The sequence below is a fragment of the Clostridium sp. Marseille-Q7071 genome, assembly GCF_965112025.1.
Map to the genome: position 1 here is coordinate 742,811 of NZ_CBCOPR010000001.1, position 26,733 is coordinate 769,543.

Genomic DNA, 26,733 nt, shown 5'->3' on the forward strand with positions numbered 1-26,733 from the left:
TTATATTAGAGTTATTATAGATTTTATTTTAGAGTCATATAATAAAGATTTTAAGTTTTGAAAGGAGAATTAAATTGAGTGGTATATTGGATAAGTATAATGAGTCAATCACTTTAACATACAACTATACTTTTAGAATGTTAATTCATTTAAAGAATATTAGAGACAATTTTGACAACATGGATAACCCTGATGAAATAACTAAAGAAGTATACAGAGATTCAATAATAAAGAAGTATGAGACGTTAGAAGATTTAACATGGAAATTGTTATCTAAAATATTTAAAGCATCTGGATTGGAAATAAATAATCCTAGAGGATGCTATAAACAGGCATTTAAAGAAGGATTAATTGATGATATTGATGTTTGGAATGATATTTTATTATCAAGAAATTCTACAACACATATTTATGATGAAAAAGATTATGAGGAAATCAAGAACAAGATAATAAATCAATATATCGATGCAATAGAAAAATTATTAAACAATATTTCAAATGAAATGATGTGATAAAATGTATGGAATTAATGAGAAGGTATATGAAAGTTTAATTAAGTATTTTAGAGATAATAGTAAAATACAAAAAGTGATTTTATTTGGTTCAAGAGCCGAAGGCACAGAAACTATAAATTCTGATATAGATATTTGCATAGAATGTACTAAAGAGAATAGAGGGACTATTGTAGAAGAGATAAATGATATAATAGGTATATATTCCTGTTATATTGTTTTTTTTGATTTACTAAATGAAGAAATAAAAAAGCAAATTTTTAGAGATGGAATTACTATCTATGAATCTACAAGTAGTCTTTAAAAAAACAATTACTATTAAAAAACTCATTTATAACTGTTACGAAAAAACGTATCATAAATAAATGAGTTTTTTAATATATTAGTATTAAATTTTTATATAATTTTCACATGAGAAAATTATATTATTTTAAAAAATGTTTTTACTCTTTGTTCTATTATAGTGAGTATATGACTATAGAGGAAATATATAAAAGAACTAAGAATGAAGGATATAAGTCGAATAGATTACGTAATGATACATTTAAACTATCTAAAAAGTGGACAATATAAAGTTTAAAACTATATCAAAGAAGGTTATAAGATAGTTATTTAGATAAATATAAACTTATATAAATTTTTGTATTTATATGAAAGACTTTTATATAGTATCATTAATTTATAATTGAATCTAATAAATCATTAGCTTCATCTTCTGTAATTTTCCTAATTAAAATTATCTCATCAATTAGAAATTTTCGTGCATTCATTAGTAGTTGGCTTTCGCTTGTGTTAAGAGCTTTTTCCTTATTTATCTGTGTTAAGTTATAGACTACCTCAGCACCATCTTTTAAGGAGCCGGTTTTAATCTTATCCATGTTAATTTGATATCTTTGCTTAGAATTAAGTGGTTCAGTTGGCTCTGATTCTGTATCTGTATCAGCAAGATTAGACAATACGTTTTTTAGGGTAGAATCATCACTAATTAAACGTATATTTGAATTAGACATTCTCCACGATGGAATCATCATTTCCATATTGTTTGTTAACATTTTTATTACATAATATTGTTGCTTCTTTCCTTGGAAATCTTTTTCTTCTATACCTTCAATTACTCCTGCACCCTGCATTGTATATACAATTTTATCACCAATCTCAAACAAATAACTCGCCTCCATATATTCTTTATTATATTCATTATATTAAGTATAACACATATGGAGTTTTTTATCAAACTTATAATAATATCATAGGCTATACAAGCATGTCAATATTATAATTTGAAAAAAAACAAAACTTAAATTACAATTAATGGAGTTATATATTTAGGAATAATGAAAGATATTAACTAATGAATTTACATAAAATGTTTTGGAAATATATTTACATATTGTTGGTTGTATTTTTATATGTTATAATAAAAACCATATAATTAAGTATTAAAATTAAAAATGAAATTAAGGAGAGTGCTTTATGAGTGTAGGTGTTTTTAACTAACTAATTGAATAGTTATTTCTTAAAAACTTTTAAAAATCTGAGATATTTCAGGTTTATTTGTTGATGAATTTTTTAAGAAAAAGTTAGAACACGGATAGCATTCAACCTTATTATATATGTTATTAAACCGTGCTTTTGTGCGGTATTTTTATACCCAAAAGGGAAATTGTATATTTTTTACTGTAGATTTTGTAAGTATTATATTAAATTCTTAAGGGGATTTTTTGACCTGTAGAGTATTATTTTAATATGTACATTCTATGGTTTTAAATAATACTATTTTAACATATACGACTTAAAAGGCTGTAGTGACTTGATGTTGCTATAGCCTTTTCTTATTTTTCTATCTAATGTTTCTAACTTGGCTATGGGGTTAGGCATCTTTAAAAAAATAATAAACCAGTATGTTAGCCTGTTTTAAATTACTGATATTTGAGAGAGAGGGAGATACTAATGGAAAATTATTTAGAAACTGTAAACAAGAATGTAAATATAGATGAAGGAGTACAAGCTATAACAAATACATTAATTAATATATATTTTAAAGAAGGCATTTCTACAAAAGAATTAGCTAGAAAAATTTTTTTGCCTATCCCTGTAATTACAGCTATAAAAAAAGAACTTATCAAGTGTGAATTAGTAGTTCAGGATAGAGGGGTAAGACTTACTAGGAAAGGTAGAGGATTTGTAGAAGAAAATCTAGGGTTTTATGGATTGAATAAAGAGTTATATACGAAATTATTCTCTGAATCATGGAAGGATCTTAAAGAGATTAATGAAATAAAAGAAGCTTTAAGTGAAATATTCTTAAATCGTCCTCAGGTTGACGTTACTATAGATCAATCAAAATGTACAGTGGACACTGCTATAAAAAGAGCAGTATTATGTCTTAGAAACTCTGCATTAATAGGAAAAAGGATTTTATGTTTAGGTGATGATGATTTAGTAAGTATAGCTTTAGGATTTTTATTAAAGAAACTATTTAATGATATAAGATACTGCAAAACAAGGATTTTTGTAATGGATATTGATAATAGAATTCTTGATTATATAAGCGGTATAGCTAAAAAGGAAGAACTTCCTATTAATTGTGAGTATGTAGATTTGAGAGCCCCATTATCAGAAAGTTTTAAGGGGCAGTTCGATTGCGTTTTCACTGATCCACCATATACCCTTCAAGGAATGAACTTATTCCTTTCAAGAGGACTCGAAGCTTTAAGAAATCAAAGTGGTCTTAATATATTTTTTTCTTATGCGCATAAGTCTCCAGAATTTGAGCTTATCATGCAGAAATCTTTTGTTGATATGGGACTTATGATTTCAGAGATATTAACTGCATTTAATGATTATGATGGGGCAGGAATAATTGGAAATATAGGACAGATGATTATTCTTAAAACTACTAGTAGCAGTAAATCTTTAATAGAAAACTGTTATCAAGGACCAATTTACACTGGAGAATTAAAAGTAACAGTTCGCTCCTATAAGTGCAAGGAATGTGGCGAAATAATGAAAGTTGGACTTTCAGAGAAATTTAATACTATAGAAGAATTAAAAGAAAAAGGTTGCTATAAGTGTAATAATCAAATATTTCAGCTTATTGAAAAAAGAAAAGCATAATACTAATAAATAATAGAAGTTAGAATGAGTTTTAGTAATTCATTTATGATATATCTTTAGTATTATTAATGATTAAAGTTATTTAAATATTTAAGCTGATATTAAAAGGAGAGATTATGATTAGGTTAGAACAACTCGGAAGACATATTTTAGTAGAATATTATAATTGTGATAGAAAAATACTAAATAGTTACGATAAGGTTGAAGAATATATGTTACAGGCAGCAGAAGAAGCTAAAGCTACAGTGGTGGCAAGTACATTTCATATGTTTAATCCTTGGGGAGTTAGTGGAGCTGTTATTATTCAAGAATCACATTTAACTATTCATACATGGCCTGAATATGGATATGCAGCTGTGGACTTATTTACTTGTGGAGATACAGTTAACCCTTGGAATGCATTTGAATACTTAGAAAAAGAATTAAAGGCGGGAAAGGTAGATTATACAGAAGTATCTAGAGGAATAGTAGATCGTATTCGCAAAAATGCTAAGGAAGATCTAGGAGAAATTAAGTTTAAGCCTTAAATTAAGAAAATTTTAAAAATAACTAGTCAGTATGATAACATACTGACTAGTTATTATATATAGATAAATTATCTTAAAAATTAATGTATATCTGAATATAGCTACACTCTTGAGTATTTCAATTCACAATTATGGTGGAAATTAATTTTAACCAAACTAATTTCTTTAACTCACTTTTTTACTAGCAATACAATTGCTAGTTCTTTTGTAGGTGCGAACATTGTTCGCCAGTTATTTTGTTCATCTAATATCACTTAATTCTGACACCATGATTATATGAATATGATTTGGTATAATAGTATATTTATTAATTTTGATATTAGGATAATATTTTTAAATATTATTTATTTAAATATTAACTATATGTTAAATATAGGGTAATGGAAACTGATTTGAGTTTTATGGAGAACACTGTTTTCCGCTACAGTTAATTAATTTTAAATTTTTCAGCTTTTGCTGAGAAATATCCATAATTGTGAATTGTAAATTTGATAATTATCCATTTAAAATTCTCAATTGATTAAAATTGTGAATTTAAATACTTCAATAAAATAATATTCTTAATCCACCTTATAGGGAATTTTCTTATAAGGTGGTGCTTATCTGATTTATGTTGATTTCATATAATTAAAGTAAGGCAGATGTCTAAGAAATTTTATATGGAGTGATTGATATGAAGATAGGAGTAATGATGGGAGGAATTTCTTCGGAAAGAAAGATTTCTATACTTTCAGGTAAAGAGATATTAAATAATCTTGATAAAAGCAAATATGAGGTTTTACCTATAGTAATAAATTCAAAAGAGGAAATAATAGAAAAGGTTAAAGGAGTAGATTTTGTATTTATAGCTTTGCATGGAGCTTTCGGAGAAGATGGAATAGTACAAGGAGCGTTAGAGAGTATATCCATGCCATATTCAGGTTGTAATGTTCTTACTAGTGCTATTTGTATGAATAAAAACCAAACTAAAAGAATATTAAAAAGTGAAGGAATAGTAGTTCCATCAAGTATTATAGTTAATGATATAAATCGATTACCAATGAATATTATAGAAGATTTTGGTTATCCCATGGTGGTTAAGCCTAATAATGGAGGTTCAAGTATAGGAACATTTTTAGTATATAATAAAGAAGAACTCAAAGATAGAATTTTAAAAGTATTACAATATGATAATGAGATATTAATTGAAAAATATTTAAGAGGGCATGAATATACAATACCAATGTTAAATGGAGAGGTATTGCCAATAATAGCTATTAAAGCTAGAAATGAACTTTTTGACTATAATTCAAAATATGAGGATGATGGCGCTGAAGAAATTATTGCATCATTACCCTATGAACTAGAGGAAAAAATGAAACAAATAGCAAAGCAATGTTGGCATATATTTAATTGTAAAGCATATGTGAGAATTGATATCATAGTAAGTGAGGGAGTTCCATATGTGTTAGAATTAAATACTTTACCTGGAATGACAAAGAATTCCCTTTTCCCAAAGAGTGCAGAGGGCGCTAATATGAAATATAGTGAGTTATTAGATAAAATCATTGAATATTCGCTAGCGTGAAAGGAGAAAATTTTTGATTTTTTCATCATTTAAAATCAATAATGAACTACCAATATATATACAAATTGAAGAGCATATAAAAGACAGTATAGCAAAAGCACTTCTTCAAAAGGGAAGTAAACTACCTTCTACAAGAGAAGTCAGTGAGATGCTAAATATAAGTAGAAATTCAGTAGTTACAGCTTATGAAAATTTAGAAAGTAATGGTATTGTTGAAACTTTAAAAGGCAAAGGAACTTTTATAGCTATAGAAACAAAGTTAGTAAGTGGAGAGTTCAACATTGATTGGAATTCTAAGATTAATAATTATGGGAGCACTTGTAGAGATTTAGACATAATTAAAACTGAACTACCTTGGAAAAAAGGAATGATTTCTTTTAAAAGTATTGCTCCAGAAGAGAATTTATTTGATTTAGAGGAGTTTAAAAGGGCTTTTTTAAATGGATTTTCTTTAGAAGGAGATAAGCTATTAAATTATGGCTATGCTAAGGGATATAGACCATTAATAGAGTATCTTATGGATTATATGGAGGATAAGGGAGTTAATACAAAAGGAAAAGAAATATTAATAACTAATGGATTTACTGAGGGTTTCGATATAGCACTGAGTTCTTTAACAGTGCCAGGAGATATGATTATTTGTGAAAATCCCACTCATAATACCGCTTTAAAGATTATGAAGGCTCACGGACTAAATGTAATTGGAATACCTGTGACTTTTGATGGAATTGATACTAGAATATTAGAAGATACTTTGCAAAGTAATTCTGTAAAATTATCATATATTGTTCCTTCATATCATAATCCTACTGGTGTTGTTATGAGTGGTGAGAGAAGACAGGAAGTATTTAGGGTTTTTCAAAAATACGGGGTACCTATAATAGAGGATGGTTTTAACGAAGAATTATTATATTCTGGTTCTCATCTTCCATCAATAACATCACTTTGTACAAAAGGTAGTGGAGTTATTTATATTGGAAGTTTTTCTAAAATACTTTTTCCCGGATTAAGGTTAGGCTGGATTTTTGGGGATGCTAAATTGATAGATACATTAGAGAGTGTTAAAAGAGCTAGAACTATTCATTCTTCATTTCTTGATCAAGGGGCATTTTATCATTATATGAAAAGTGGGGCTTTTAATAGATATGTAAAGAAAATTAGAAAATACTATGGATATAAGTATGAATTTACCTTAGAACAAGTAAAAAGATACATTCCTAATGAATATATAATGGGACAGGGAGGACTCCATATATTTATAAAACTTCTTAACGGACTTAGTTCAAGAGTTGTACTTGAGGAGTGTTATAAAAAAGGAGTGGTATTTACACCAGGAGATATATTTTATACTGATGATAGCGGTACAGATACTATGAGACTGGGCTTTTCAAGAGTTAATGAAGAGGATATAAAGAAAGGAATAAAAATTATTGGTGACGTAGTTAAAGAGTTAAGTGAGGAAACTAAAAATTGAGGTAACTTAGTAATGTTTAATCAAAGTTTAGAGCTAATTATAATAAATACTTTGAAATGAAATAACTAGTCAAGTATGTTATCATAATTGGCTAGTTATTTTTAAAAGATATTTAAATATAAAAGAATTATTAACCTTAGTATATGTAAGATTAACTATTTAAAAATTTTTCAGCATCATTTATATTATCAAAAAGGCTTTCTTGATCTTCTTCAAATGCTCTCTTTACTTGCATTTTCAATACAGCAGAACTCATTATAAATGCAGCTTTTTTATATCCTTTCGCTTTTGCATAGGCTTTGCTTTCGTTAAGTTTATCATTGATTTCAGGAAGAACCGCTGTAGTCTTTGATAAATCAGTACAAATTTTAAAATTTGGACCTGTGCTATCTACAGCTTTTTTGAAGTCTACTACATAATTATTAGCTTCCTCCATTTTCATGTTTCCCTCAACCACAACATAAATACAGTTTTTTAATTTATCATATCTTATTTTGTACATCTAAAATCCCCCTCGTATGAATAAAAATTATTAACTATTCAGATAATTTTTAGCCTCTTTAACATTTTTAAAAATATTACCTGATTAATTAAATGGTTTTGATAAATTAATATTAAAAACCTCACTATTTAAAATAACAGCAACTTTATATAATTTTTTTCATCTTCTAAAATTATTATAATTTTATTATTGCAGCAATGTGATTTTCGCCTGCACCTGAAGATGTAATTAAAAGGGTTTGACCTTCTTTAAGTAACCCTTTTTCTTTAGCCTCATAAAGAGTTACTGGTATTGAAGATGAAGCAAGATTTCCATATTTACGGAAGGTTTGATACGAACGTTCTTTAGGAATATTAATTGAATCTCTCCATGCATTATGAGCCCAATCAGCTGGTTGATGAGAGAAAAACATATCAATATCTTCTGAAGTCATATTAGCTTTTTTAAGTGTTTTTTCAAGAATTTCTTGCATTATATCAACAGAGTTCTTTCCCACCCCATTTGTTTTAATAGGATTAGTTGTAAAGAATGGTCTTAATGGAGATGGTTCAAAGAATCTTCTTCTTTTCTGATTTAAAGGCATTCTTTCAGCGAGTGTAAATGCATCATGATAATAACCATCAGAATTGCAGCAAGATGCAACATATCCTCTTCCTTCAGGAACTTGTCCCATAACTATAGCACCAGCTCCATCTCCTGCATATAGGCTTAAATAATCTGAGTAATCGAGAATTCTTGAATGAAATACAGAAGTTACGATTAAGATATTTTTAAATTCGCCCATTGCTATTAAATTAGATGCAGTGGTAACCATTGTAACAAAACTTGAACAGCAAGTATCAATATGCCAAGCACCTGCATTTTTTAAACCTAATTTATATTGAACTAAACTTGCATTACTAGGAATTATTTCATCTTGAAGCATAGAATGAACCATGACAAGATCAATATCGTCCTTTGAAATACCAGCATCTTTAATAGCTACTTCTGCTGCTTTAACTTCTGCGTCTGAAGGCAGCATATTAGCTGGAAATACTCTTCTTTCATCTATTCTTTCAAAGGGGCTTTTTCTACCTTCAGGTAAATTTGCTATTTCAATATTTTCCCAAAAGTCATTTTTCCTAATTTCTTCTGGAATATATGCGCCTATTCCTAAAATTCCAGAAGGCACGATTTCTTTTAACATTTAATTACCTCCCAACTGTTGTAAAAAACTTAAAAATGTAGTAATAATGTATAAAATATAAATATTACGCATTATTATATTTTATATATTTATTCTACAAGTTATTTTACATTCCTTTTAAAAATTACCTTAAATTATATAATTTTACAACAATTATCGACTATATTTATCAATATTATATATTTGGGAAATATTATGTATTTAAATTTTCAAAAATATTCATATTATTTTAAATCATTTAAAGATTAAATTTAATATTATAAAGAAAACCTTATAGGATACTCTACAAGGTTTAATATATTAGTTACCCCAATCTTTAAATTTAAAAAAAGGAAATTTTAGTGATAAAGAAGATAAATAAAAATTTATTTCATCTTCTAAGGCATAATCATTATTACCAAAGAAGAGAGCAGGATTATTTTCAAGAAGATGTAGAGTTATAAGAATATATAAATTTAATGGGGTTATATTTATTGTAGCCGTATATAAGGGTAGAATAGCATTGGTGTTTGTTATAAAAAAAGCTATAGAAGCATTGAGTTCATCATCAATGGATATGTTATTACTTAGAGCTTTATGAATAAAATCATTAGCTACTTTATTATTATGAATTATAGAATTATTATCGTATTCAATAATGTCATTCTGAATTTGGCTTATATAAAGACCTATTATAAAATTTGAAATACTTATCTGGAGATTAGAAGAAATTGTTATCATATTATTGTTATTATTATTATTTGAAGGGTTTACACTTAAAAAACAGTATATTCTATTAAAATTACGATATAATAATTTACCATCTTTTATTAAAGGATTAGAGTTATTTAAGAATTGAGCGCAAGGAGGTATTTCACCTTCAAAAGCATTACAGTTATAGCATCTACAGAATTTACGCATATAGAGCCTCCATAAACTTGATAATGTTATATAATATGATTTAAAACGTATAATGACATATTTTAGTAAGCAATTAATTAGTGATTAAAAAATAACTAGTTAGTATTAATAACTAGTTATTTTCTCTTTAACCTCTTTATAAAAAACATCTAAAAGATGGAATGCAAATTATAGTTATTTAAATAATCTCATTCTATATGAATTAATTGCTGTTTCACCAAGTTTATCTAATAATTTTGAATTAACATAAGCACCAACTAAAGCTCCAATAGCTGGTAACATTTGCATAAGTTTAGCAATATCAATATAGTCTCTATATTCCTGTTGAAATTTTCCCCAATCAAAGTAATCCATATCGTTAGGTAATGAACTAGAGTACTCTTCCCATCTTTCCATTTTGAAAAATATTTCATTTATATTTTCTTGGCTAGAAAATGCAAGCTCAAATATATGAAGTATATATACCCTTTCTTTATAATCACGAACATCAAATCCATAAATTGAAGCAACATCATATAAAAATTTTATTTTTATACTAAGAAGTAATGGAAAGTCAGCAAGACTCATCACAAATCCACCAGCACCTGTACCAGCGCCTTCTATCATAGCAGTTCGTTTATATGTTGAAATTTTTTCCTTGACCAATCTTTCTTTTTCTTCAAGATCTAAAATCCCATAAGGAGGCTTGGTAGCAATTTCTGAACCTAAAAGTACAAATTTAATCATATTTTTTATTGCGGATGTTAACATTTTATGATATTTTTCTGGAATTACATTATTAAATTTATTTTGTAGACCTTTTGATGCTTTGCTAATTATAGAAGGCTTTTTTCGCATTTTTGATTTCCAATTCTCTAATTCTTTGGCTGCATTTAAGTAATAATCATTCATAACATCACCTTATTTTAATATTATATTTTTAATATTATTGTTAAGCATATAAGTTTAAATATTCATTATAATTCTTTATTTTAAATCTTATTGAGTCTTAATATCATATATAAATCAATTAAAGTACAAAGTAAATAGTTTTTTAATCATAGATAAATTTTAACTTACATAAATAAATGTTAATAATGTGGATATTATTAGATTTATATTTTTAAAATGTGGATAAAAAACTCCTTTCTAAATATATATTTTATAATATCTAGAAAGGAATACGCTATACAGTTATTTATTATATTTTTCTCTATATTCATCTTCTAAAATGCTCATTAAGATAGCATCATGGTATTTATGGTTATAAAATAGCTTCTCTTTGAATTCATTCTCTTTTAAATCCAACCCGTTCATATGTATTTACATCTATTTCATTATATGAATACGCTTCAAGATCAATTCTGTGTAAATTTAATATTTCAAAAGCATAAATAAATGTGAATTTTATCACAATTTAGGGTATAATTCTCAATGATTAATAATATAAAAACAATTATAAATATTATTAGTAGACTAATAATAATTCTTCAGTCAGTTTTCAATAAAAAATATAAAAAACTTATATTTAAGTTCACATATTTTTATATAAATTCTATATGAAAAGTGGAGCTACTTAGTAAATGTGTAGCAGTAAGTCATCTGAAACAAAATTGTTAAATAAGAAAGTTAAAATTTTTTATATAAATTTGTACAAAATTATTGACTAGAAAATAACTTAATGATAATATTAAAAAATACTTAGCCAGCTAAATAGTTAGGAGGAAATAAATGAATTTTCATGAATCTGATTCACTATATCATGTTTTTTACCAAGTGATAAGATTGCATTACTACCGCACTCATACGCAACTTGATAAAATAGGTCTTTATCCTGGGCAACCACCTATGTTGCATGTTTTATATATGAAAGATGGGCAAAGCCAAAAAGAACTAGCTAGTAAGCTTGAAATAAAGCCTGCTACTATTACGGTAATGTTAAATAGAATGGAAAAGTCAAAACTTGTAGAGAGGCGCCAAGATCCTGAAGACCAACGGATATCAAGAGTATACCTAACTGAATATGGTAGAGAAATTTGTAAAGAGATGAATGAAATTGTAAAAGATATAGAATCGGAATGTTTTAGTAATTTTACAATGGAAGAGCAAGTTTTACTTCGTAGGTTATTGATGCAAATGCGTGATAATCTTTTAAAGGTATGTGACAAAAAGGTAGATATGTAATATTAAACTAAATAGAATTTTATTTCAGATGCCTAAAGTCAATAAGTTTTTTATTAAAGATATTTATTAACTTAATTTTACATGAAAAGTTTAATAGCTTTAACTGACTGGAGATGATTATTAATGATTAAGTTGTTTAAGTTTTTAAAACCATATGCAGCTTCTATAGCTGTTATTTTAATACTTGTATTTTTTCAATCCCTTTCTGAACTATATTTACCAACTTTAATGTCAAATATAGTTGATACTGGGATAGTGAATGGAGATACAAACTATATTTTGAAAATTGGTGGATTTATGCTTCTTGTAGCAGCAGGAGGTACTATTTGTACAATTTTAGCCAGCTTTTTATCCTCAAAAGTTGCAACAGGATTTAGTAAAGATCTTCGTAAAAATGTTTTTTCAAGAGTTGAAAGCTATTCATTACAAGAATTCGATAAAATAGGAGCATCTTCTCTTATTACAAGAACTACAAATGACATTACACAAATTCAACAAGTATTAGTAATGATGCTTCGTATGATGATTAGTGCTCCAATGATGTGTATTGGTGGTATTATAATGGCAGTATCGAAAGATGCAAAGTTATCACTAGTCATTATTGTTGTAATGCCTATACTGGCTATCGCCATAGGTATTATTGGAAAAAAAGGTATGCCATTATTTAAGATGATGCAATTAAAGATTGATAAATTAAACCTTGTATTACGTGAAAATCTTACAGGAATTAGAGTAATACGTGCATTTAATAGGATTGATCATGAAAAAAAGCGTTTTGATAAAGCCAATTTAGATCTTACCAATACAGCTATAAAGGTTAATAAAATAATGGCTGCATTAATGCCAATAATGATGGTAGTACTTAACTTTACAACAATTGCAGTTGTTTGGTTTGGAGGTATTCGTATTGATAATGGAAGTATGCAAGTTGGAGATCTAATGGCATTTATTCAATATGTAATGCAAATAATGTTCTCGTTAATTATGGTTTCTATGATGTTTATATTAATTCCTCGTGCATCAGCTTCAGCGGTGAGAATTAATGAAGTGCTTGATACTGTTTCGGAAATAAATGATGGCGATAATACTAAAAGTTCTAATAAAAAAGGCTATATTGAGTTTAAAGATGTTACTTTTAATTATCCTGGTGCAGAGAAACCAGCGTTAAGTAATATTTCTTTTAGTGCAAAGCCTGGTGAAACTACTGCAATTATAGGGGGAACCGGTTCTGGTAAATCTACACTTATAAGCCTTATACCACGTTTTTATGATATTAGTGGTGGTAGTATCTTAGTTAATGATATAGATATTAGGGAAATGACTCAAGAAGATCTTAGGCTGAAGGTAGGTTTTGTACCTCAAAAGGCTGTCTTATTTACTGGTACAATAGCTGACAATATAAGATATGGTAAGGAAAATGCTTCTGATGAAGAAGTTAAACAGGCAGCAGAAACTGCTCAGGCTTCAGATTTCATTTCTAATATGCAAGATGGATTTGAATCTGTTATATCTCAAGGTGGAACTAATGTTTCAGGAGGACAAAAGCAACGTCTTTCAATAGCTCGTGCATTGGTGAGAAGACCGGAGATATATGTTTTTGATGATAGTTTTTCTGCTTTAGATTTTAAGACAGATGCAAAATTACGTGCAGCACTTAAAAAGGAAACAGGGAAATCAACAGTGATTATAGTTGCACAAAGAGTAAGTACAGTTATGGATGCAGATAGAATTATAGTTTTAGATGACGGACAAATTGCAGGAATAGGAAATCATAAAGAACTTTTAAATAATTGTGATGTATATCGTGAAATTGTATCTTCACAGCTGTCAGAGGAGGAATTAGCATGAGCGAAAAACGTATAGAGCGTAAACCAAACAATGGAGCAAAAGTAGGTCATGGTGGACCTCGTATGGGTATGGCTGTAGAAAAAGCAAAGGATTTTAAAGGAACACTAAAAAGATTAATAGGATATTTAGCACCTCATAAACTGCAAATTTGTGCAGTATTTTTAATGGCTATTCTAAGTACGGTTTTTAGTATTGTAACACCTAAAATAATGGGAAAAGCTACAACAACTCTATTTGAAGGTCTTATGGCTAAGTTTACGGCTATAAAGATGAATCAACCTGTGCCTAGTGTTGACTTTGATTATATAGGACATATAATTCTTATTTTAATAGCATTTTATATAATTAGTGCAGCTTTTAACTATGTTCAGCAATTAATTATGGCTGGTGTTGCACAGAAGACAGTTTATAATATGCGTAATGATATTAATAATAAACTTTCACGTCTACCACTTAAATTTTTTGATTCTCATACCCATGGGGAAATATTGAGCCGTGTGACCAATGACGTTGATAATATTAGTAGTACATTACAGCAGAGCATTACACAACTTATAACATCCATGCTTACACTTATAGGTATTATTGTTATGATGCTTACTATAAGTCCAGTATTGACACTTATTTGTATTGTAACTTTGCCATTATATATATTTGTAACAAAAGTTGTGGCATCAAAATCACAAAAACATTTTGCTCAGCAACAAAAGTCACTTGGTGAGCTAAATGGTCATGTTGAGGAGATGTATACTGGCCACAAAATTATTAAGGCATTTGGACATGAAGAAAAGTCAATAAATGAATTTGATGAAATTAATGAAAAATTATATAATGCAGGTTGGAAAGCTCAATTTATTTCTGGTATTATCATGCCATTAATGACTTTCATTAGTAATTTAGGATATGTACTTATATGTGTTGTAGGTGGTATTTTTGTTACTAAGGAGAGAATTAAGATTGGTGATATACAAGCTTTTATTCAATATTCAAAACAATTTACTCAACCAATAGTTCAAACAGCAAATATAGCAAATATTCTTCAATCAACTGTTGCATCTGCTGAACGTGTTTTTGAACTTCTTGATGAAGTTGAAGAGATTAAAGATAGTGAATACAATAAGGTTATAGAATCTCCTAAAGGTGAAGTTAAGTTTGAACACGTTAAATTTGGATATAAGGAGGATGCTACTCTTATTGAAGATATGAATATTGATGTTAAACAAGGTCAAACTATTGCTATTGTAGGTCCAACTGGTGCAGGAAAAACTACACTTGTTAATTTATTAATGCGTTTTTATGAGATAAATGATGGTAGAATTACTGTAGACGGTGTTAATATTCAAGATTTAAATCGTGGAGATTTACGCAGCATGTTTGGAATGGTACTTCAAGATACATGGTTATTTAATGGTACTATAAGAGAAAACATAGGTTACGGACGTAGTGGAGCTACTGATGAAGAGATTATTAAGGCGGCAAAGGCAGCTCATGCTGACCACTTTATTCGAACTCTTCCAGATGGATATGATACAATACTAAATGAAGAGGCTTCTAATATTTCTCAAGGACAAAAACAATTACTTACAATTGCGCGTGCCATACTTGCTGACCCTGCAATACTAATTTTAGATGAGGCAACAAGTAGTGTAGATACAAGAACAGAGTCTTATATACAAAAAGCAATGACAGAACTTATGAAGGGAAGAACAAGTTTTGTTATAGCACATAGATTATCAACAATCCGTGATGCAGACTTAATACTTGTTATGAACAATGGTAGTGTAATTGAAAAAGGTAATCATAATGAACTTCTCTTAGAAGGCGGATTCTATGCAGATCTTTATAATAGCCAATTTACCAGTGGAAATTTAGAAGAACAAGCTATGTAAATAAAATATAAATTTAATATATATGAAACTTAATAAAAAAGCTGTGAACAAAGATAAAATGTTCACAGCTTTTTTATGAAATTTTAAATCTATATACTTTGTTATTAGCAACAATTAAAATTTAACCATCATTACAAAATATTCCACTTTGCCTTTTATTGTATGAAGATTTACTCCAATACACCCCTTATTATCTGTTGTTATCTGAGATTTGGAATAGTATTCTTTACTATACTATTTTTTAAACGGCTATCCATTGCAAGCTCATTTGCATTATTATATATTACATCAGCACAATTATGAATATAAGGCACTATTTGAGAACTTAGTTCCCTATTATCAATATAATCAACTATATTTTTAAATAAGGCTTTTGAATTAGTTTCATCTAGTGAATATAATAATTCAAAATAATTTCCTAATGTTAGTGATTTATTGGAATTGCCTTCCGTGAAGTCATAATCAAAAGTAATACTTGCATTGTCAAATATATCTGATGGCTCTGCATTTTTATGCACTATTAAAACATATGATTCTTTTTCTTTAAAAATTAGCATACTATCTGGTTCTGAACCTACTACTATTTTTTTTATCAATTCTTCTTCTTTTTTATTATTAACTTTTTTAAAAAACTCCTCTAATGTTATATCTTTTAAACCTTTATCATTTCTAGCATTAGCAGTCTTATATACTTTTATAGACTTTATATCTTTTGGTTTATTTGTTATGGATTTTGCTTCTGCTGCTTGAGTATTAACCCCTAAGAATAAACAAAGAATCATAATTAGAGAAAATGACAATAGAATTTTTTTCATTTTCATTTTTATATCCCCCCCGTAGTATATGTTATAGCTATACTGTAGCATTGCATTAAGACCATTATCATATGATATGTGAAATTTGACAGTGTATAAGCTGTGAACAAAGACAAAATGTTCACAGCTTTTTTATAAAATTCTTAAACTTATATATTGCGTTATTATTTAACAATTAAAACTTCATTGCTATTATATAATATTCTATTTTTCCCATTGTTGTATGAAGATTTACTCCAATATAACCATTATTATCTGTTGTTATTTGAGATTCGGAATAGTATTCTTTATTATTTTTTAAAGTTCTATCCACTACAAGAGCATTTGCACTATTAGATATTACATTATAACAATTTATAGAATAAGGTACTATTTGAGAACTTAGTTCTCTATTATCAATATAATCAACTACATTTTTAAATAAGACTTTTGAATTAGTTTCATCTAATGAATCTAATAATTCAAAATAATTTCCTAATATTAGTGATTTGTTAGAATTATCTTCTGTGAAGTCATACTTAAAAAATATATTTATATTGCTAAACATATCTGGTGTGCCTACATTTTTACACACCATTAAAGTATATACTTCTACGTCTTTTTCTTTTAAAATTAGTATACTTTCTGGTTCTGAACCTACTACTATTTTTTTTATCAACTCTTCTTCTTTTTTATTATTAACTTTCTTAAAAAACTCCTCTAATGTTATATCTTTTAAACCTTTACCATTTCTAGCATTAGCAGTCTTATCTACTTTTATAGACTTTATGTCTTTTGGTTTATTTGTTATGGATTTTGCTTCTGCTGCTTGAGTATTAACCCCTAAGAATAAACAAAGAATCATAATTAGAGAAAATGACAATAGAATTTTTTTCATTTTCATTTTTATATCCCCCCGTAGTATATGTTATAGCTATACTATAGCATTGTATTAATAGCGTTCTCAATGGATGTATAGTATAATTATTGGAAAATAAATAAAATATTTTACATTTAAGTAGTTTTTTTATTGTAATTTAAAAATATGTAAAATAATGTTGATGAACACATTTTTTTGGTGATAAGAAGAAAAATAGGTAGATAAACCTCACTTAAATTAATTTAGTAATAGTCATTAAATTTTTCACTTATATGCTTAGAGATTAAATTATAAGAAAGTGAAGATTAAGAAAGGGTAAAAACGTTAAAAACGTGGAGTGCAAATTATGAGGGTAGATAGATTATTATCAATTTTATTAATAATTTCTAATAAGGGTATGGTTACAGGAAAGGAACTTGCAGAGCACTTTGAAGTATCTATAAGAACTATATATAGAGATATAGAAAAAATAAGTGAAGCAGGTGTTCCTATAGCTTCTATTGGTGGAAAAAATGGCGGCTTTTATATAATGGAAAATTATAATTTAGATAATCTCTTTCTAAATAAAAAAGAAGTTCAACCATTAATATCAATAATGAATAATTTAAAATTTTTGTTTGGGAATAACGAGCAATTTAATAATATTATTTTAAAATTTGAAAATGTATATAAAAAAGAAATATTTGAGTATGATAAATTAAGTATAAATATGTCTCATTTTAGTATGGAGGATGAACTTAAAGAATATTTATTTTTAATTAATAAAGCAATTGAAGAGAGTAGATTATTAGAATTTTATTATATAAATAGAAGGATGGAATATTATGAAAGAATAGCTGAACCTATTCAAATAAAGTTCGATCAAGGTTCATGGTATTTAATAGCTTTTTGCAGAATAAAAAATTCTTATAGAATGTTTAAATTAGTTAGAATAAGAAATCTTAAACTAGGTAGAAATTTCATAAAAAAAGATATTTCTAAAGAAGAAATAGAAAAAATATTTGATGAAGGATATAGTAATAAAAGTATTAAAGTTAAGCTAAAATTTACTTGTAAAATTGGAGAACAATTAAAAGAATATTTTTCTAAAGATAGAATTAAAATTTTAGAAGATGGAGAGTTTATTGTTGAGGATTTTTTCCCATATGAAGAGGGATTAATAAAGTTTATTTTGGGCTTTGGTAAAGAATGTGAAGTGATAGAGCCTAAATATCTAAAAGAGGAAACTAAAGAATATCTAAAAGAATTATTAGAGAAATATAATGACTGACATATAGGTGTCAGTCATTATATTTTATAATTAAAGCACATAAAAGAAAATAATAGCTTAAATATCTCAAATATTGTAAAGTAAATAATTAAATAGGAGATGATTATATGAACGTATGTATTTTTTATTATGACGGGTTCCTTGGTTATGAAATTATGTTTGCAGCATCACTGTTTGATGAGAAAAACGTTTTTTCAGCTGCTTTAGAAAATAGGTCATATATAAGTGGAGAGAAACAAAGATTTTTACCGGATAAAACAATATCAGAGCTTAATCTAGATGATATAGATGTTTTTATAATTCCTGGTGGAGCTGGTAATGATAATCTTTATAATAATTCAATACTTAGAGATTTCATCACAAAATTAAATAATAGTAAAAAAGTTATTGCTGGTATTTGTGGTGGAGTTTTTCTAATGGCTAATTATGGCATCCTTGATAATAAAAAATGTACTGGAGATGGAGAAGGAATACAACTTGACTCTGAGTTTTCATATTTATTTGATAAATCACATGTAGTAAATGAAGATGTTGTAACTGATGAAAACATCATAACTTCAACTGGACAAGCATTTATGGAGTTTGCTTTTGAGATAGCTAAAAAGATGAACATTTATGATAATGATGATGACATGTTAACTGCATACAGATGGTTGAAAAATATCAAATAAATAAAATTAACAATAATAATTTATTATAATATTCCTTTAGGAACATTATATAAGAGAGCTATAGGGATACAATTTGAAAATCTAAAATATAGTATAGAAAATGAATTTTCTATAAAGATAACTTAAATCTTTAGAAATTAAGGATTAATAATTAAGAGTGAAGAATTTAGGATGAAATTCACTAAGTGTGAATTTCTTAAAATAAAATTATTCTAAAAAACTCCGAAGACTTTAATGGTGGAGTTTTAACCATAATTCTTCATTTTTCATTCTTAATTTTTCATTCATGATAAAAATTTTATTATGGAAATTAAAATCATGTATAAGTTAAATTTTTATTATCAAACTCTATATTAGCTCTCTTAATATCTTTATCAAAGACATGTTTTATAAATATGAATATATTTTTAAACTAAATAAAAGATTTTGAACTATCTATATGTTTTTTATCAATATATTTGTAGACACGCTCACTATCATCACCAACATAAAGAACTGGATCTAGCTTTTTATAATCTAAATATCCTTCTTCATTTAAAAGCTCTGATGAAACACATCTACCTTTAATCTGAGCTAATATATTGGTAATGCCATAATAATAATCCTTTTCTATTACATCTGTTAATGTACACTCAATAGATATTGGACATTCTTCAATCATAGGTGCATTTATAATATCTGATTTTATTGGGGTTAAGTTTACAAAACCAAATTTTTTGCAATTATGTCCTGAGGAATATCCACAGAAATCTATTTCTTTCATCAAGCTTCTATCTGGTATGTTTATAACAAAATCTTTGACTTTTTTTATTTGGTTTATAGCATATCCCTTACTGCCAAAACCTAGACAAATCATATCTCTTAAAGTATAGGATGATGAAAGTGTGGTTACATTAGGAACGCCATCTTCATCATAAAAGCTTACGAAAAAAACAGGAAATCCATAATAGAGTTTTTTATAGTTTACTCTTTGCTTTTCCATATCATTATTCTCCTATTAAATAAATTAATATAATATTTTGAGATCATTAGGTAAGTTAGTTTATAGTTAATTATATAGCAATTCATTTAATATTCTGTGATAATCATCACAGTTAAAATAGAATAAGTATATTGCTTATAAATTTAATTATAAGGTTAAATACATTTCATATTGGTTAATATTATCTTTTTTAAAGTCCATATGTTTTAAAAATCCTTGTAAAAGGTTGTTATTAGGAAATGCAACAGCAATTTTTGATATAGCTAATTTTTCACAAGCTTTGTTTAAAAGAGATGTGGCAATTCCCTTTCCTCTAAACTCACTTTTAATCCATAAAAAGCTAAGTTTTCCATTGGAGCTAATACAAAGAGACCCGACTAATTCATCACCATAGTATGAGCCATAATAAAATGTATTATCACATTTTTTTACATAGTCCATATCATTTTGCCAGTTAATATGAATGTCTTTTGTTTTATCTATGACCTTCTCAAATTCAGATAAATCAATTTTCCTAATATGAACATTTGTAATATCATATTTTTTTAACTTTGATGTATCATCAAATGAATAGTAGGAAAGATCATAAATTTTTTCATAACCAAGTTTTTTATAAAAATTAACAGCTCTATCATTACCAACTATAACTTCGAGAAATAGTTGTTTACATTGATTTTTTATTCCTTCTTCTTTATGGAGTTCAAAAAGTTTATTACTAATTCCTTTACCTCTATACTCTGGATGAACGCCTAAGGTGCCACATCTTATTGTTTTTATTCCTTCATATACTTTAATTCCCCCAAGTATAACACCAACAGCCTTATTTTCATCAAGTGCTATAAATGAATGCTCTAAAAAGTTTCCTTCTGGTCCTAAAAATCTAGTTATAAAGTCATCTTTAGACATATTAATTTTTATAATATAGTCAGAAAAACCAATTTGAAAAGCTTCATAGATTAAATTCATATCTACCTCTGAACATTTTTTATAAGTTACCATTTACCATAACCCCCTCTATATAATTTAAAATAAGATTCACAATTCATATGAAAAATAAAGCTATATTTTACATATTTTATCATCATTATAATAAAAAAACATAAAAACATCTATAATTAAATTATAATGTTTTTATGCTTTTAAGCTTTATTCAAATTTCATTAATTGTGCGAGTTCCACATTGAAGTTAATCATTTCATGTTTAGGATCTTTATTGAACTCTAATAATCCTATAGTTTTTTCTTCGCTATCAATTGTTTTCCAAATTGAATCGTCAACAATTGCAAACATATCAACATATACGCGGCCATCGCCAATAATAGTATTTCCTTCATATTTAACATTTAATTTTTTATCATTAATCATTAAATTTTCAATATTATTTTTTGCAAATAATACACCAGTATCACTTGTAACTGCTGGTAAAGATTTTAATGTTTCTGCATTATCATCTTTATCAACTTTTTTAAATACTCCTTGCTTAATAAAAGCCTCAGTAGTAGTTTTATTTAACACCATTAATTTCTTATCATCTATATTTGCTACTTTAATTTTATAAGATGTTTCTGACTTTAATTCTTTTTTATATTTTTCAATGGTATTTTCAACTTGCTGTTGGCTCCCGTATAACGCTACACCATTTGCCTTACTTAAAATTTTATCAGTTAGTGAGCAGCCTGTTAATAAAGACATTGAAAGTAATGATATAAATAATAATTTAATAATTTTTTTCATCTACATTTCTCCTTACTATAAATTAGAATATTATTTAAACACAAAGTTTATCAAAAGATATACTTAACATGATAAACTTTGTCTATGGTTTGATTTTAAGACAATAGGTACATATCTGCTATTTATTTTCCTTACAATAGGATTACATCTATGTAATAAAAGATGTATGTAAAAACGAATTATTGTTAAGAAATAAGGATAAACTTTATTATTAATTAAAAGTATAATATTTCAAATGGAAATCTAATAAATTAATGGGCATTTTCTAAGTGTATTCTAATAAAAGATAATTAAAATATATAAAGAAGTAGGATTATAACTAAGCATTAAATTATATAAGAGAAATAACAAATATTATTTATTTAATACTTTGAAATTTTATCTTATGTATATTTTTAATATAGATATGTTAAATAGTTATTTAGAAAAGAGTTTTGTTATAGAAATTAAAATATTGTATAAGTTGAATTTCCATTGAGAAACTCCATTAAATAAGCTTATACTAGATAATTATTCTTTGAAGATACCATAATTGGTATAAGTAATTCAAATGGAACTGAAAAGAGGTGGCTATATGAGATCGGAGTTTATATATGAGAACAAATCTTATAAAATTTCAAAAAGTAATGATGTGAATTATGGGCTTACAGATAAAGAAGTAAAGGATAGAGTTAAAAAAGGTAAAGTAAATATTATTCCTAAAACACCATCCCGTACAATTGGGCAGATAATTAGAGCAAATTTATTTACTAGTTTTAATGCTTTAAATGCAGTTTTAGCCATAATTGTTATTATAGCAGGATCACCTAAGAATGCTCTTTTTGCAGGCGTTATAATAACTAATACGATGATTGGCGTTGTTCAAGAAGTTCGTGCTAAGGCTATAATAGAAAAACTTTCTCTTTTAAACATGACTAATGTTAAGGTTATGAGAAATGGGGTAGAAAAAGAAATTTCCATGGAAGATTTAGTTATTGATGATGTTATGGTTTTAAATCCAGGAGCAAAAATAGTAGCTGATGCAGAAATATTACATGGAAGCGAAATTGAAGTAGATGAATCTTTACTTACTGGAGAATCAGATCCTGTATTAAAGAAGTCTTCTTCAAAAATTTTATCAGGAAGTTTTGTAGTAGCAGGAAATGGTTATGCTAAGGTAACAAGTGTTGGCGCTGATACATATTCAGCTAAACTTGCGGAAGAGGCAAAAAGATATAAGCTTATTAATTCGGAACTTCAAACAGCAGTAAATAAAATATTTAAAGTGATAATTTGGCTTGTAATTCCTATAGGAATATTACTTGTTGCTACACAGCTTCTGTTTGCTGATAGAAGTTGGCAAGATGCAATTATAGGAGCGGCTTCAGGTATTATAGGTATGGTGCCTGAAGGATTTGTACTTTTAACAAGTGCGACTTTTATAGTAGCAGTTGTAAGGCTTTCTAAATGGGATACTCTTGTACAAGAGCTTCCAGCTACGGAAGTTTTAGCTAGAGTGGATGTGCTATGTCTTGATAAAACAGGAACTATAACAGAAGGAAAGTTAAAGGTAGTAGATATAGTAGCTTTAGAAAATAATGATATTAATAATATTGAAGAAATTCTTGCAGGAATAGTTCATGGATCGCCTAGTATAAATCCAACACAACAAGCTATATTAGAAAAATATAAAGATAAACCAGAATTAAAAATAAAAAATAAAATACCATTTTCTTCTGAAAAAAAATGGAGTGGGGTTGAATTTGAAGAAAAAGGAGCATGGGTTCTTGGGGCTCCAGAAATGATTTTAAAGGATGAATATGAAGAAATAAAATCAATGGTTGAAGGTGAAGCTATAAAAGGAAGAAGGGTACTTCTTTTAGCAAAGACCTCAGAGAATGAATTTAAAAATCAGACATTAAATAATGTAGAGAAAACAGCTCTAATTCTTATTGAAGATATTATAAGAGAAGAGGCAACTAAGAGTTTTCAATATTTTGAAAAAGAAGGTGTTGAACTAAAAATAATATCAGGAGATAACCCTGTAACAGTATCTGCTGTTGCAAAGAGAGCAGGTATTAAAAGTGCTGATAAATATGTAGATGCTAGAACTTTACCAGAAGATAGTGAACAATTAGCAGAAATTATTGAGAATAATACTATTTTTGGTAGAGTAACTCCTCATCAAAAGAAAACAATAGTAAAATCTCTTCAATCAAAGGGGCATATTGTTGCTATGACTGGTGACGGGGTAAATGATGTTTTAGCGTTAAAAGAAGCAGATTGTGGTATTGCAATGGCTAATGGTTCTGATGCTACAAAGGCAGTAGCGCAACTTGTCTTATTAAATTCAGATTTTAGTGCTCTTCCTAAAGTTGTGGTAGAAGGCAGAAAGCTTATAAATAACTTAGAGAGAGTATCAGAATTATTTTTATCGAAGACAGTATACTCTATGATACTTTCTCTTGTATTTGGATTGATATTACTACCTTTTCCATTTATGCCAATCCAGTTAAGTTTAATAGGATCTATTGCCATAGGTATTCCATCTTTTTTCCTTGCTCTAGCACCTAATAAGGAACGTGTTAGTAGAGGGTTTCTAAAAAGGGTTCTTCAAGTATCAATACCTAATGGTATAGTAATAGGCTTAAGTACGCTTGCAATATTTTTATTAGGCTATTTTAATAATCTAACGATAGAACAATGCAGAACATTGTCCATACTGGTATTAGGTGGAATTAGTTTAATTGTTTTATTAAAAGTGGCAAAACCATTAAATGCTTTTAAGGCTTTACTTGTAATGGTAATGGCTATATTGTTCTCAGCAGCATTTGTAATACCTCAAGCGAGAGATTTATTTATGTTTTATAATTCAGATAAAATATATATTTTTATATCTATTTTATTAATAATATTATCATTACCATTTACCTATATCATCACTAATATTACTAAAAAAATATTTAAATAGAACAATTAAAATAGCACTAGAAATTGCGTTAAAAGTGCATTCTTGTGCTATTTCAATTTACTTATATTAGTTAGCATACATATGAAAAATTTAAAGAATTTTTAGATGGTAAAAATAAGGGTTTAATTAAAAGTTTGAGAATGTAATAAAAGAATGGAGAGAAATGTTATGAGGGTTATGGAATTAGTTGTTATTTTATTAAATTTTCTAATCTTAGGTCGGGTTTTGATCTTCGAAAGAGGTGCTACTCGTAATAATGTAATTTTGTTAGGAATTTCTGTTGTGGTTACAGCTCTACAATTACTGATAGAAGGATATAGGTGGCAAATGATTCCTGTATACTTAGTGCTAGTCATATTGTTACTACAAATTTTTATATTTCCCCGTAAATATACAGTGTCAGCTTCAAAGTGTGCTCGTATATTTAAGGGATTCCTTATAGGAATATACTTTATAGTTGCAGTTGGGCTACCACTTATTATGCCAATGTTTTCATTTACTAAACCTACAGGACCGTATGAATTAGGAACAAAGACATTTCATTTTATTGATTATAAACGACCTGAAAACTATACAGAAGATCCAAATGATCATCGAGAGTTGATGGTACAGATTTGGTACCCTGCAAAGGCTGGAAGCAATGAGCCTTTAGCACCGTATATTAAAAATCCTAGGGAATTAGCTATTGGTTTATCTTATCCTGTATTTGCTTTGGATCATTTAGGACAACTTAAGACCAATTCTCATCAGGGTGCATTGATATCAAAAGAAGAGAAAACATGGCCATTATTAATATTTTCTCATGGTATGAATCTGTATCGTAACCAAAACACTTTTCAGGTAGAAGAGTTAGCAAGTCATGGTTATATTGTTGCTGCTATTGATCATACTTATGATGCAGCAGTTACTGTGTTTCCTGATGGACGCGTTGCTCCTGTTAAAACTCAATTAGAAGATGGGGTATACTTATTAGATGAGCATATGCCATTATGGACTGAAGATGCAAAATTCGTCTTAGATAAATTAGAAGAATTAAATAAAGATAATTCAGATAATGGTTTTGGCAGACTTATTGATATGAACCGTATAGGCATGCTTGGTCATTCCTATGGAGGAGCGAATACCATGCATATGTTACTTGAAGATCATAGAGTTAAGGCGGGTATTAATATGGATGGTGGTCTGTTTGGAAAGCCAGTACCCGAAAAGGGCATTGGCAAACCATTCATGATAATGGATGCACAGGAAAGTGAAGATTATATGAATGCTGCAAAAGAGCAATCTAGCTTAAACAGTGATATGTATAACAACCTATGGGGTGAATTAGCCAGACGAAGACAAGTTGCTATGATCGGTGGTGTATACTCTCTTACTATTCCTAATACAGACCATATGAGCTACACTGATCTTAATCAATTTACATCAGTATTTAAAACGAAAGGTGAAGATTTAAAATATGTTCATCATGTAGTTAATGATGTAAGCCTTTCATTTTTTAATAAATATATTAAAGGTGATGGATCTGTGAAGCTAGAGAAGATAGCAGAACGATATCCAGAAATAAAGTTTGTAAAACACTAATTTAAAAAGTAAATATTTTTATGGAATGTATATAAGCACTTTAAAACTAACGAATATATATTGGCTTTTCTATAAAAACCTTTAAAAAAAATATTGGAATTTTTATCAATTAAAATATTTTTCATAATATCAATTAATTATTTATAAATGGGGAATATATAACTAATAAAATGCAAAGAGGTGTAA

24 protein-coding genes are annotated in these 26,733 nt (G+C 27.6%); 13 read left to right on the forward strand and 11 right to left on the reverse strand.

Annotated features, from left to right (window positions below; all coding sequences use genetic code 11):
• Window positions 1–74: 74 nt before the first annotated feature.
• Together ACWPW7_RS03465 and ACWPW7_RS03470 are read left to right on the forward strand one after the other, a co-directional pair.
• On the forward strand, window positions 75–512 hold the full coding sequence (locus tag ACWPW7_RS03465) for an HI0074 family nucleotidyltransferase substrate-binding subunit (protein WP_454052374.1): 438 nt from the start codon (window positions 75–77) through the stop codon (window positions 510–512).
• A gap of 4 nt (window positions 513–516) precedes the next feature.
• Complete coding sequence (locus ACWPW7_RS03470) at window positions 517–816, forward strand: nucleotidyltransferase domain-containing protein (protein ID WP_454052375.1); 300 nt, start codon at window positions 517–519, stop codon at window positions 814–816.
• A 370-nt stretch (window positions 817–1,186) separates the two neighbouring features.
• On the opposite strand, the gene ACWPW7_RS03475 is transcribed toward ACWPW7_RS03470, so the two are convergent.
• Window positions 1,187–1,675, reverse strand: a complete 489-nt coding sequence (locus ACWPW7_RS03475) for a CarD family transcriptional regulator (protein WP_454052376.1) — start codon at window positions 1,673–1,675, stop codon at window positions 1,187–1,189.
• 787 nt (window positions 1,676–2,462) lie between these two features.
• Between ACWPW7_RS03475 and ACWPW7_RS03480 the strand changes: the two genes are divergently transcribed.
• The 4 genes from ACWPW7_RS03480 to ACWPW7_RS03495 all read left to right on the forward strand — a co-directional run bounded on the left by ACWPW7_RS03480 (window position 2,463) and on the right by ACWPW7_RS03495 (window position 7,197).
• Window positions 2,463–3,629: a bis-aminopropyl spermidine synthase family protein gene (locus ACWPW7_RS03480; protein WP_454052377.1), complete on the forward strand. Its 1,167-nt coding sequence runs from the start codon at window positions 2,463–2,465 to the stop codon at window positions 3,627–3,629.
• A gap of 116 nt (window positions 3,630–3,745) precedes the next feature.
• Window positions 3,746–4,156 carry an adenosylmethionine decarboxylase gene (gene speD, locus ACWPW7_RS03485; protein WP_454052378.1) on the forward strand — a complete coding sequence of 137 codons (411 nt, stop codon included), beginning with the start codon at window positions 3,746–3,748 and terminating at the stop codon, window positions 4,154–4,156.
• A gap of 673 nt (window positions 4,157–4,829) precedes the next feature.
• On the forward strand, window positions 4,830–5,723 hold the full coding sequence (locus ACWPW7_RS03490) for a D-alanine--D-alanine ligase (protein ID WP_454052379.1): 894 nt from the start codon (window positions 4,830–4,832) through the stop codon (window positions 5,721–5,723).
• A 13-nt stretch (window positions 5,724–5,736) separates the two neighbouring features.
• Window positions 5,737–7,197: an aminotransferase-like domain-containing protein gene (locus ACWPW7_RS03495; protein WP_454052380.1), complete on the forward strand. Its 1,461-nt coding sequence runs from the start codon at window positions 5,737–5,739 to the stop codon at window positions 7,195–7,197.
• Window positions 7,198–7,348: 151 nt separating this feature from the next.
• Here the strand turns inward: ACWPW7_RS03495 and ACWPW7_RS03500 are convergent, their stop codons facing one another.
• From ACWPW7_RS03500 to ACWPW7_RS03520, 5 genes are all read right to left on the reverse strand, one after another.
• Window positions 7,349–7,699: a hypothetical protein gene (locus tag ACWPW7_RS03500; RefSeq protein ID WP_291562513.1), complete on the reverse strand. Its 351-nt coding sequence runs from the start codon at window positions 7,697–7,699 to the stop codon at window positions 7,349–7,351.
• Between the two features lie 175 nt (window positions 7,700–7,874).
• Window positions 7,875–8,885, reverse strand: a complete 1,011-nt coding sequence (locus ACWPW7_RS03505; protein ID WP_454052381.1) for a 3-oxoacyl-ACP synthase III family protein — start codon at window positions 8,883–8,885, stop codon at window positions 7,875–7,877.
• 300 nt (window positions 8,886–9,185) lie between these two features.
• Window positions 9,186–9,785 (reverse strand): hypothetical protein, encoded by a 600-nt coding sequence (locus tag ACWPW7_RS03510; protein WP_454052382.1) that lies wholly within the window; start codon window positions 9,783–9,785, stop codon window positions 9,186–9,188.
• 174 nt (window positions 9,786–9,959) lie between these two features.
• Window positions 9,960–10,676 (reverse strand): EcsC family protein, encoded by a 717-nt coding sequence (locus ACWPW7_RS03515; RefSeq protein ID WP_454052383.1) that lies wholly within the window; start codon window positions 10,674–10,676, stop codon window positions 9,960–9,962.
• Window positions 10,677–10,958: 282 nt separating this feature from the next.
• Window positions 10,959–11,081, reverse strand: a complete 123-nt coding sequence (locus ACWPW7_RS03520) for a hypothetical protein (protein ID WP_454052384.1) — start codon at window positions 11,079–11,081, stop codon at window positions 10,959–10,961.
• Between the two features lie 414 nt (window positions 11,082–11,495).
• On the opposite strand from ACWPW7_RS03520, the gene ACWPW7_RS03525 reads away from it, so the two are divergent.
• From ACWPW7_RS03525 to ACWPW7_RS03535, 3 genes are all read left to right on the forward strand, one after another.
• The gene (locus ACWPW7_RS03525) at window positions 11,496–11,948 is read left to right on the forward strand and encodes a MarR family winged helix-turn-helix transcriptional regulator (protein WP_454052385.1); all 453 of its coding nucleotides are present in this window, start codon (window positions 11,496–11,498) and stop codon (window positions 11,946–11,948) included.
• 123 nt (window positions 11,949–12,071) lie between these two features.
• A complete protein-coding gene (locus ACWPW7_RS03530; RefSeq protein WP_454052386.1) occupies window positions 12,072–13,796 on the forward strand; it encodes an ABC transporter ATP-binding protein in 1,725 nt (574 codons plus the stop codon).
• A complete protein-coding gene (locus ACWPW7_RS03535) occupies window positions 13,793–15,685 on the forward strand; it encodes an ABC transporter ATP-binding protein (RefSeq protein ID WP_454052387.1) in 1,893 nt (630 codons plus the stop codon). Before ACWPW7_RS03530 ends, ACWPW7_RS03535 begins: the two co-directional genes overlap by 4 nt.
• A 200-nt stretch (window positions 15,686–15,885) precedes the next feature.
• Here the strand turns inward: ACWPW7_RS03535 and ACWPW7_RS03540 are convergent, their stop codons facing one another.
• The gene (locus ACWPW7_RS03540; protein ID WP_454052388.1) at window positions 15,886–16,506 is read right to left on the reverse strand and encodes a hypothetical protein; all 621 of its coding nucleotides are present in this window, start codon (window positions 16,504–16,506) and stop codon (window positions 15,886–15,888) included.
• Between the two features lie 169 nt (window positions 16,507–16,675).
• Window positions 16,676–17,383, reverse strand: coding sequence for a hypothetical protein (locus ACWPW7_RS03545; protein WP_454052389.1), 708 nt, complete (start codon window positions 17,381–17,383; stop codon window positions 16,676–16,678).
• A gap of 322 nt (window positions 17,384–17,705) precedes the next feature.
• On the opposite strand from ACWPW7_RS03545, the gene ACWPW7_RS03550 reads away from it, so the two are divergent.
• On the forward strand, window positions 17,706–18,629 hold the full coding sequence (locus tag ACWPW7_RS03550; RefSeq protein WP_454052390.1) for a helix-turn-helix transcriptional regulator: 924 nt from the start codon (window positions 17,706–17,708) through the stop codon (window positions 18,627–18,629).
• 107 nt (window positions 18,630–18,736) lie between these two features.
• Complete coding sequence (locus ACWPW7_RS03555) at window positions 18,737–19,300, forward strand: DJ-1/PfpI family protein (protein WP_454052391.1); 564 nt, start codon at window positions 18,737–18,739, stop codon at window positions 19,298–19,300.
• A 412-nt stretch (window positions 19,301–19,712) separates the two neighbouring features.
• On the opposite strand, the gene ACWPW7_RS03560 is transcribed toward ACWPW7_RS03555, so the two are convergent.
• The 3 genes from ACWPW7_RS03560 to ACWPW7_RS03570 form a co-directional block, all read right to left on the reverse strand.
• A complete protein-coding gene (locus ACWPW7_RS03560) occupies window positions 19,713–20,282 on the reverse strand; it encodes a flavin reductase family protein (protein WP_454052392.1) in 570 nt (189 codons plus the stop codon).
• 147 nt (window positions 20,283–20,429) lie between these two features.
• Window positions 20,430–21,281 (reverse strand): GNAT family N-acetyltransferase, encoded by an 852-nt coding sequence (locus tag ACWPW7_RS03565; protein WP_454052393.1) that lies wholly within the window; start codon window positions 21,279–21,281, stop codon window positions 20,430–20,432.
• Window positions 21,282–21,428: 147 nt separating this feature from the next.
• A complete protein-coding gene (locus tag ACWPW7_RS03570) occupies window positions 21,429–22,016 on the reverse strand; it encodes a lipoprotein BA_5634 family protein (protein ID WP_454052394.1) in 588 nt (195 codons plus the stop codon).
• Window positions 22,017–22,590: 574 nt separating this feature from the next.
• Here ACWPW7_RS03570 and ACWPW7_RS03575 point away from each other — a divergent pair.
• Both ACWPW7_RS03575 and ACWPW7_RS03580 read left to right on the forward strand, forming a co-directional pair.
• Window positions 22,591–24,966: an HAD-IC family P-type ATPase gene (locus tag ACWPW7_RS03575; protein ID WP_454052395.1), complete on the forward strand. Its 2,376-nt coding sequence runs from the start codon at window positions 22,591–22,593 to the stop codon at window positions 24,964–24,966.
• Between the two features lie 168 nt (window positions 24,967–25,134).
• Entirely contained in the window at window positions 25,135–26,547 is a 1,413-nt protein-coding gene (locus ACWPW7_RS03580; protein WP_454052396.1) for an alpha/beta hydrolase, read from the forward strand.
• Window positions 26,548–26,733: the final 186 nt, after the last annotated feature.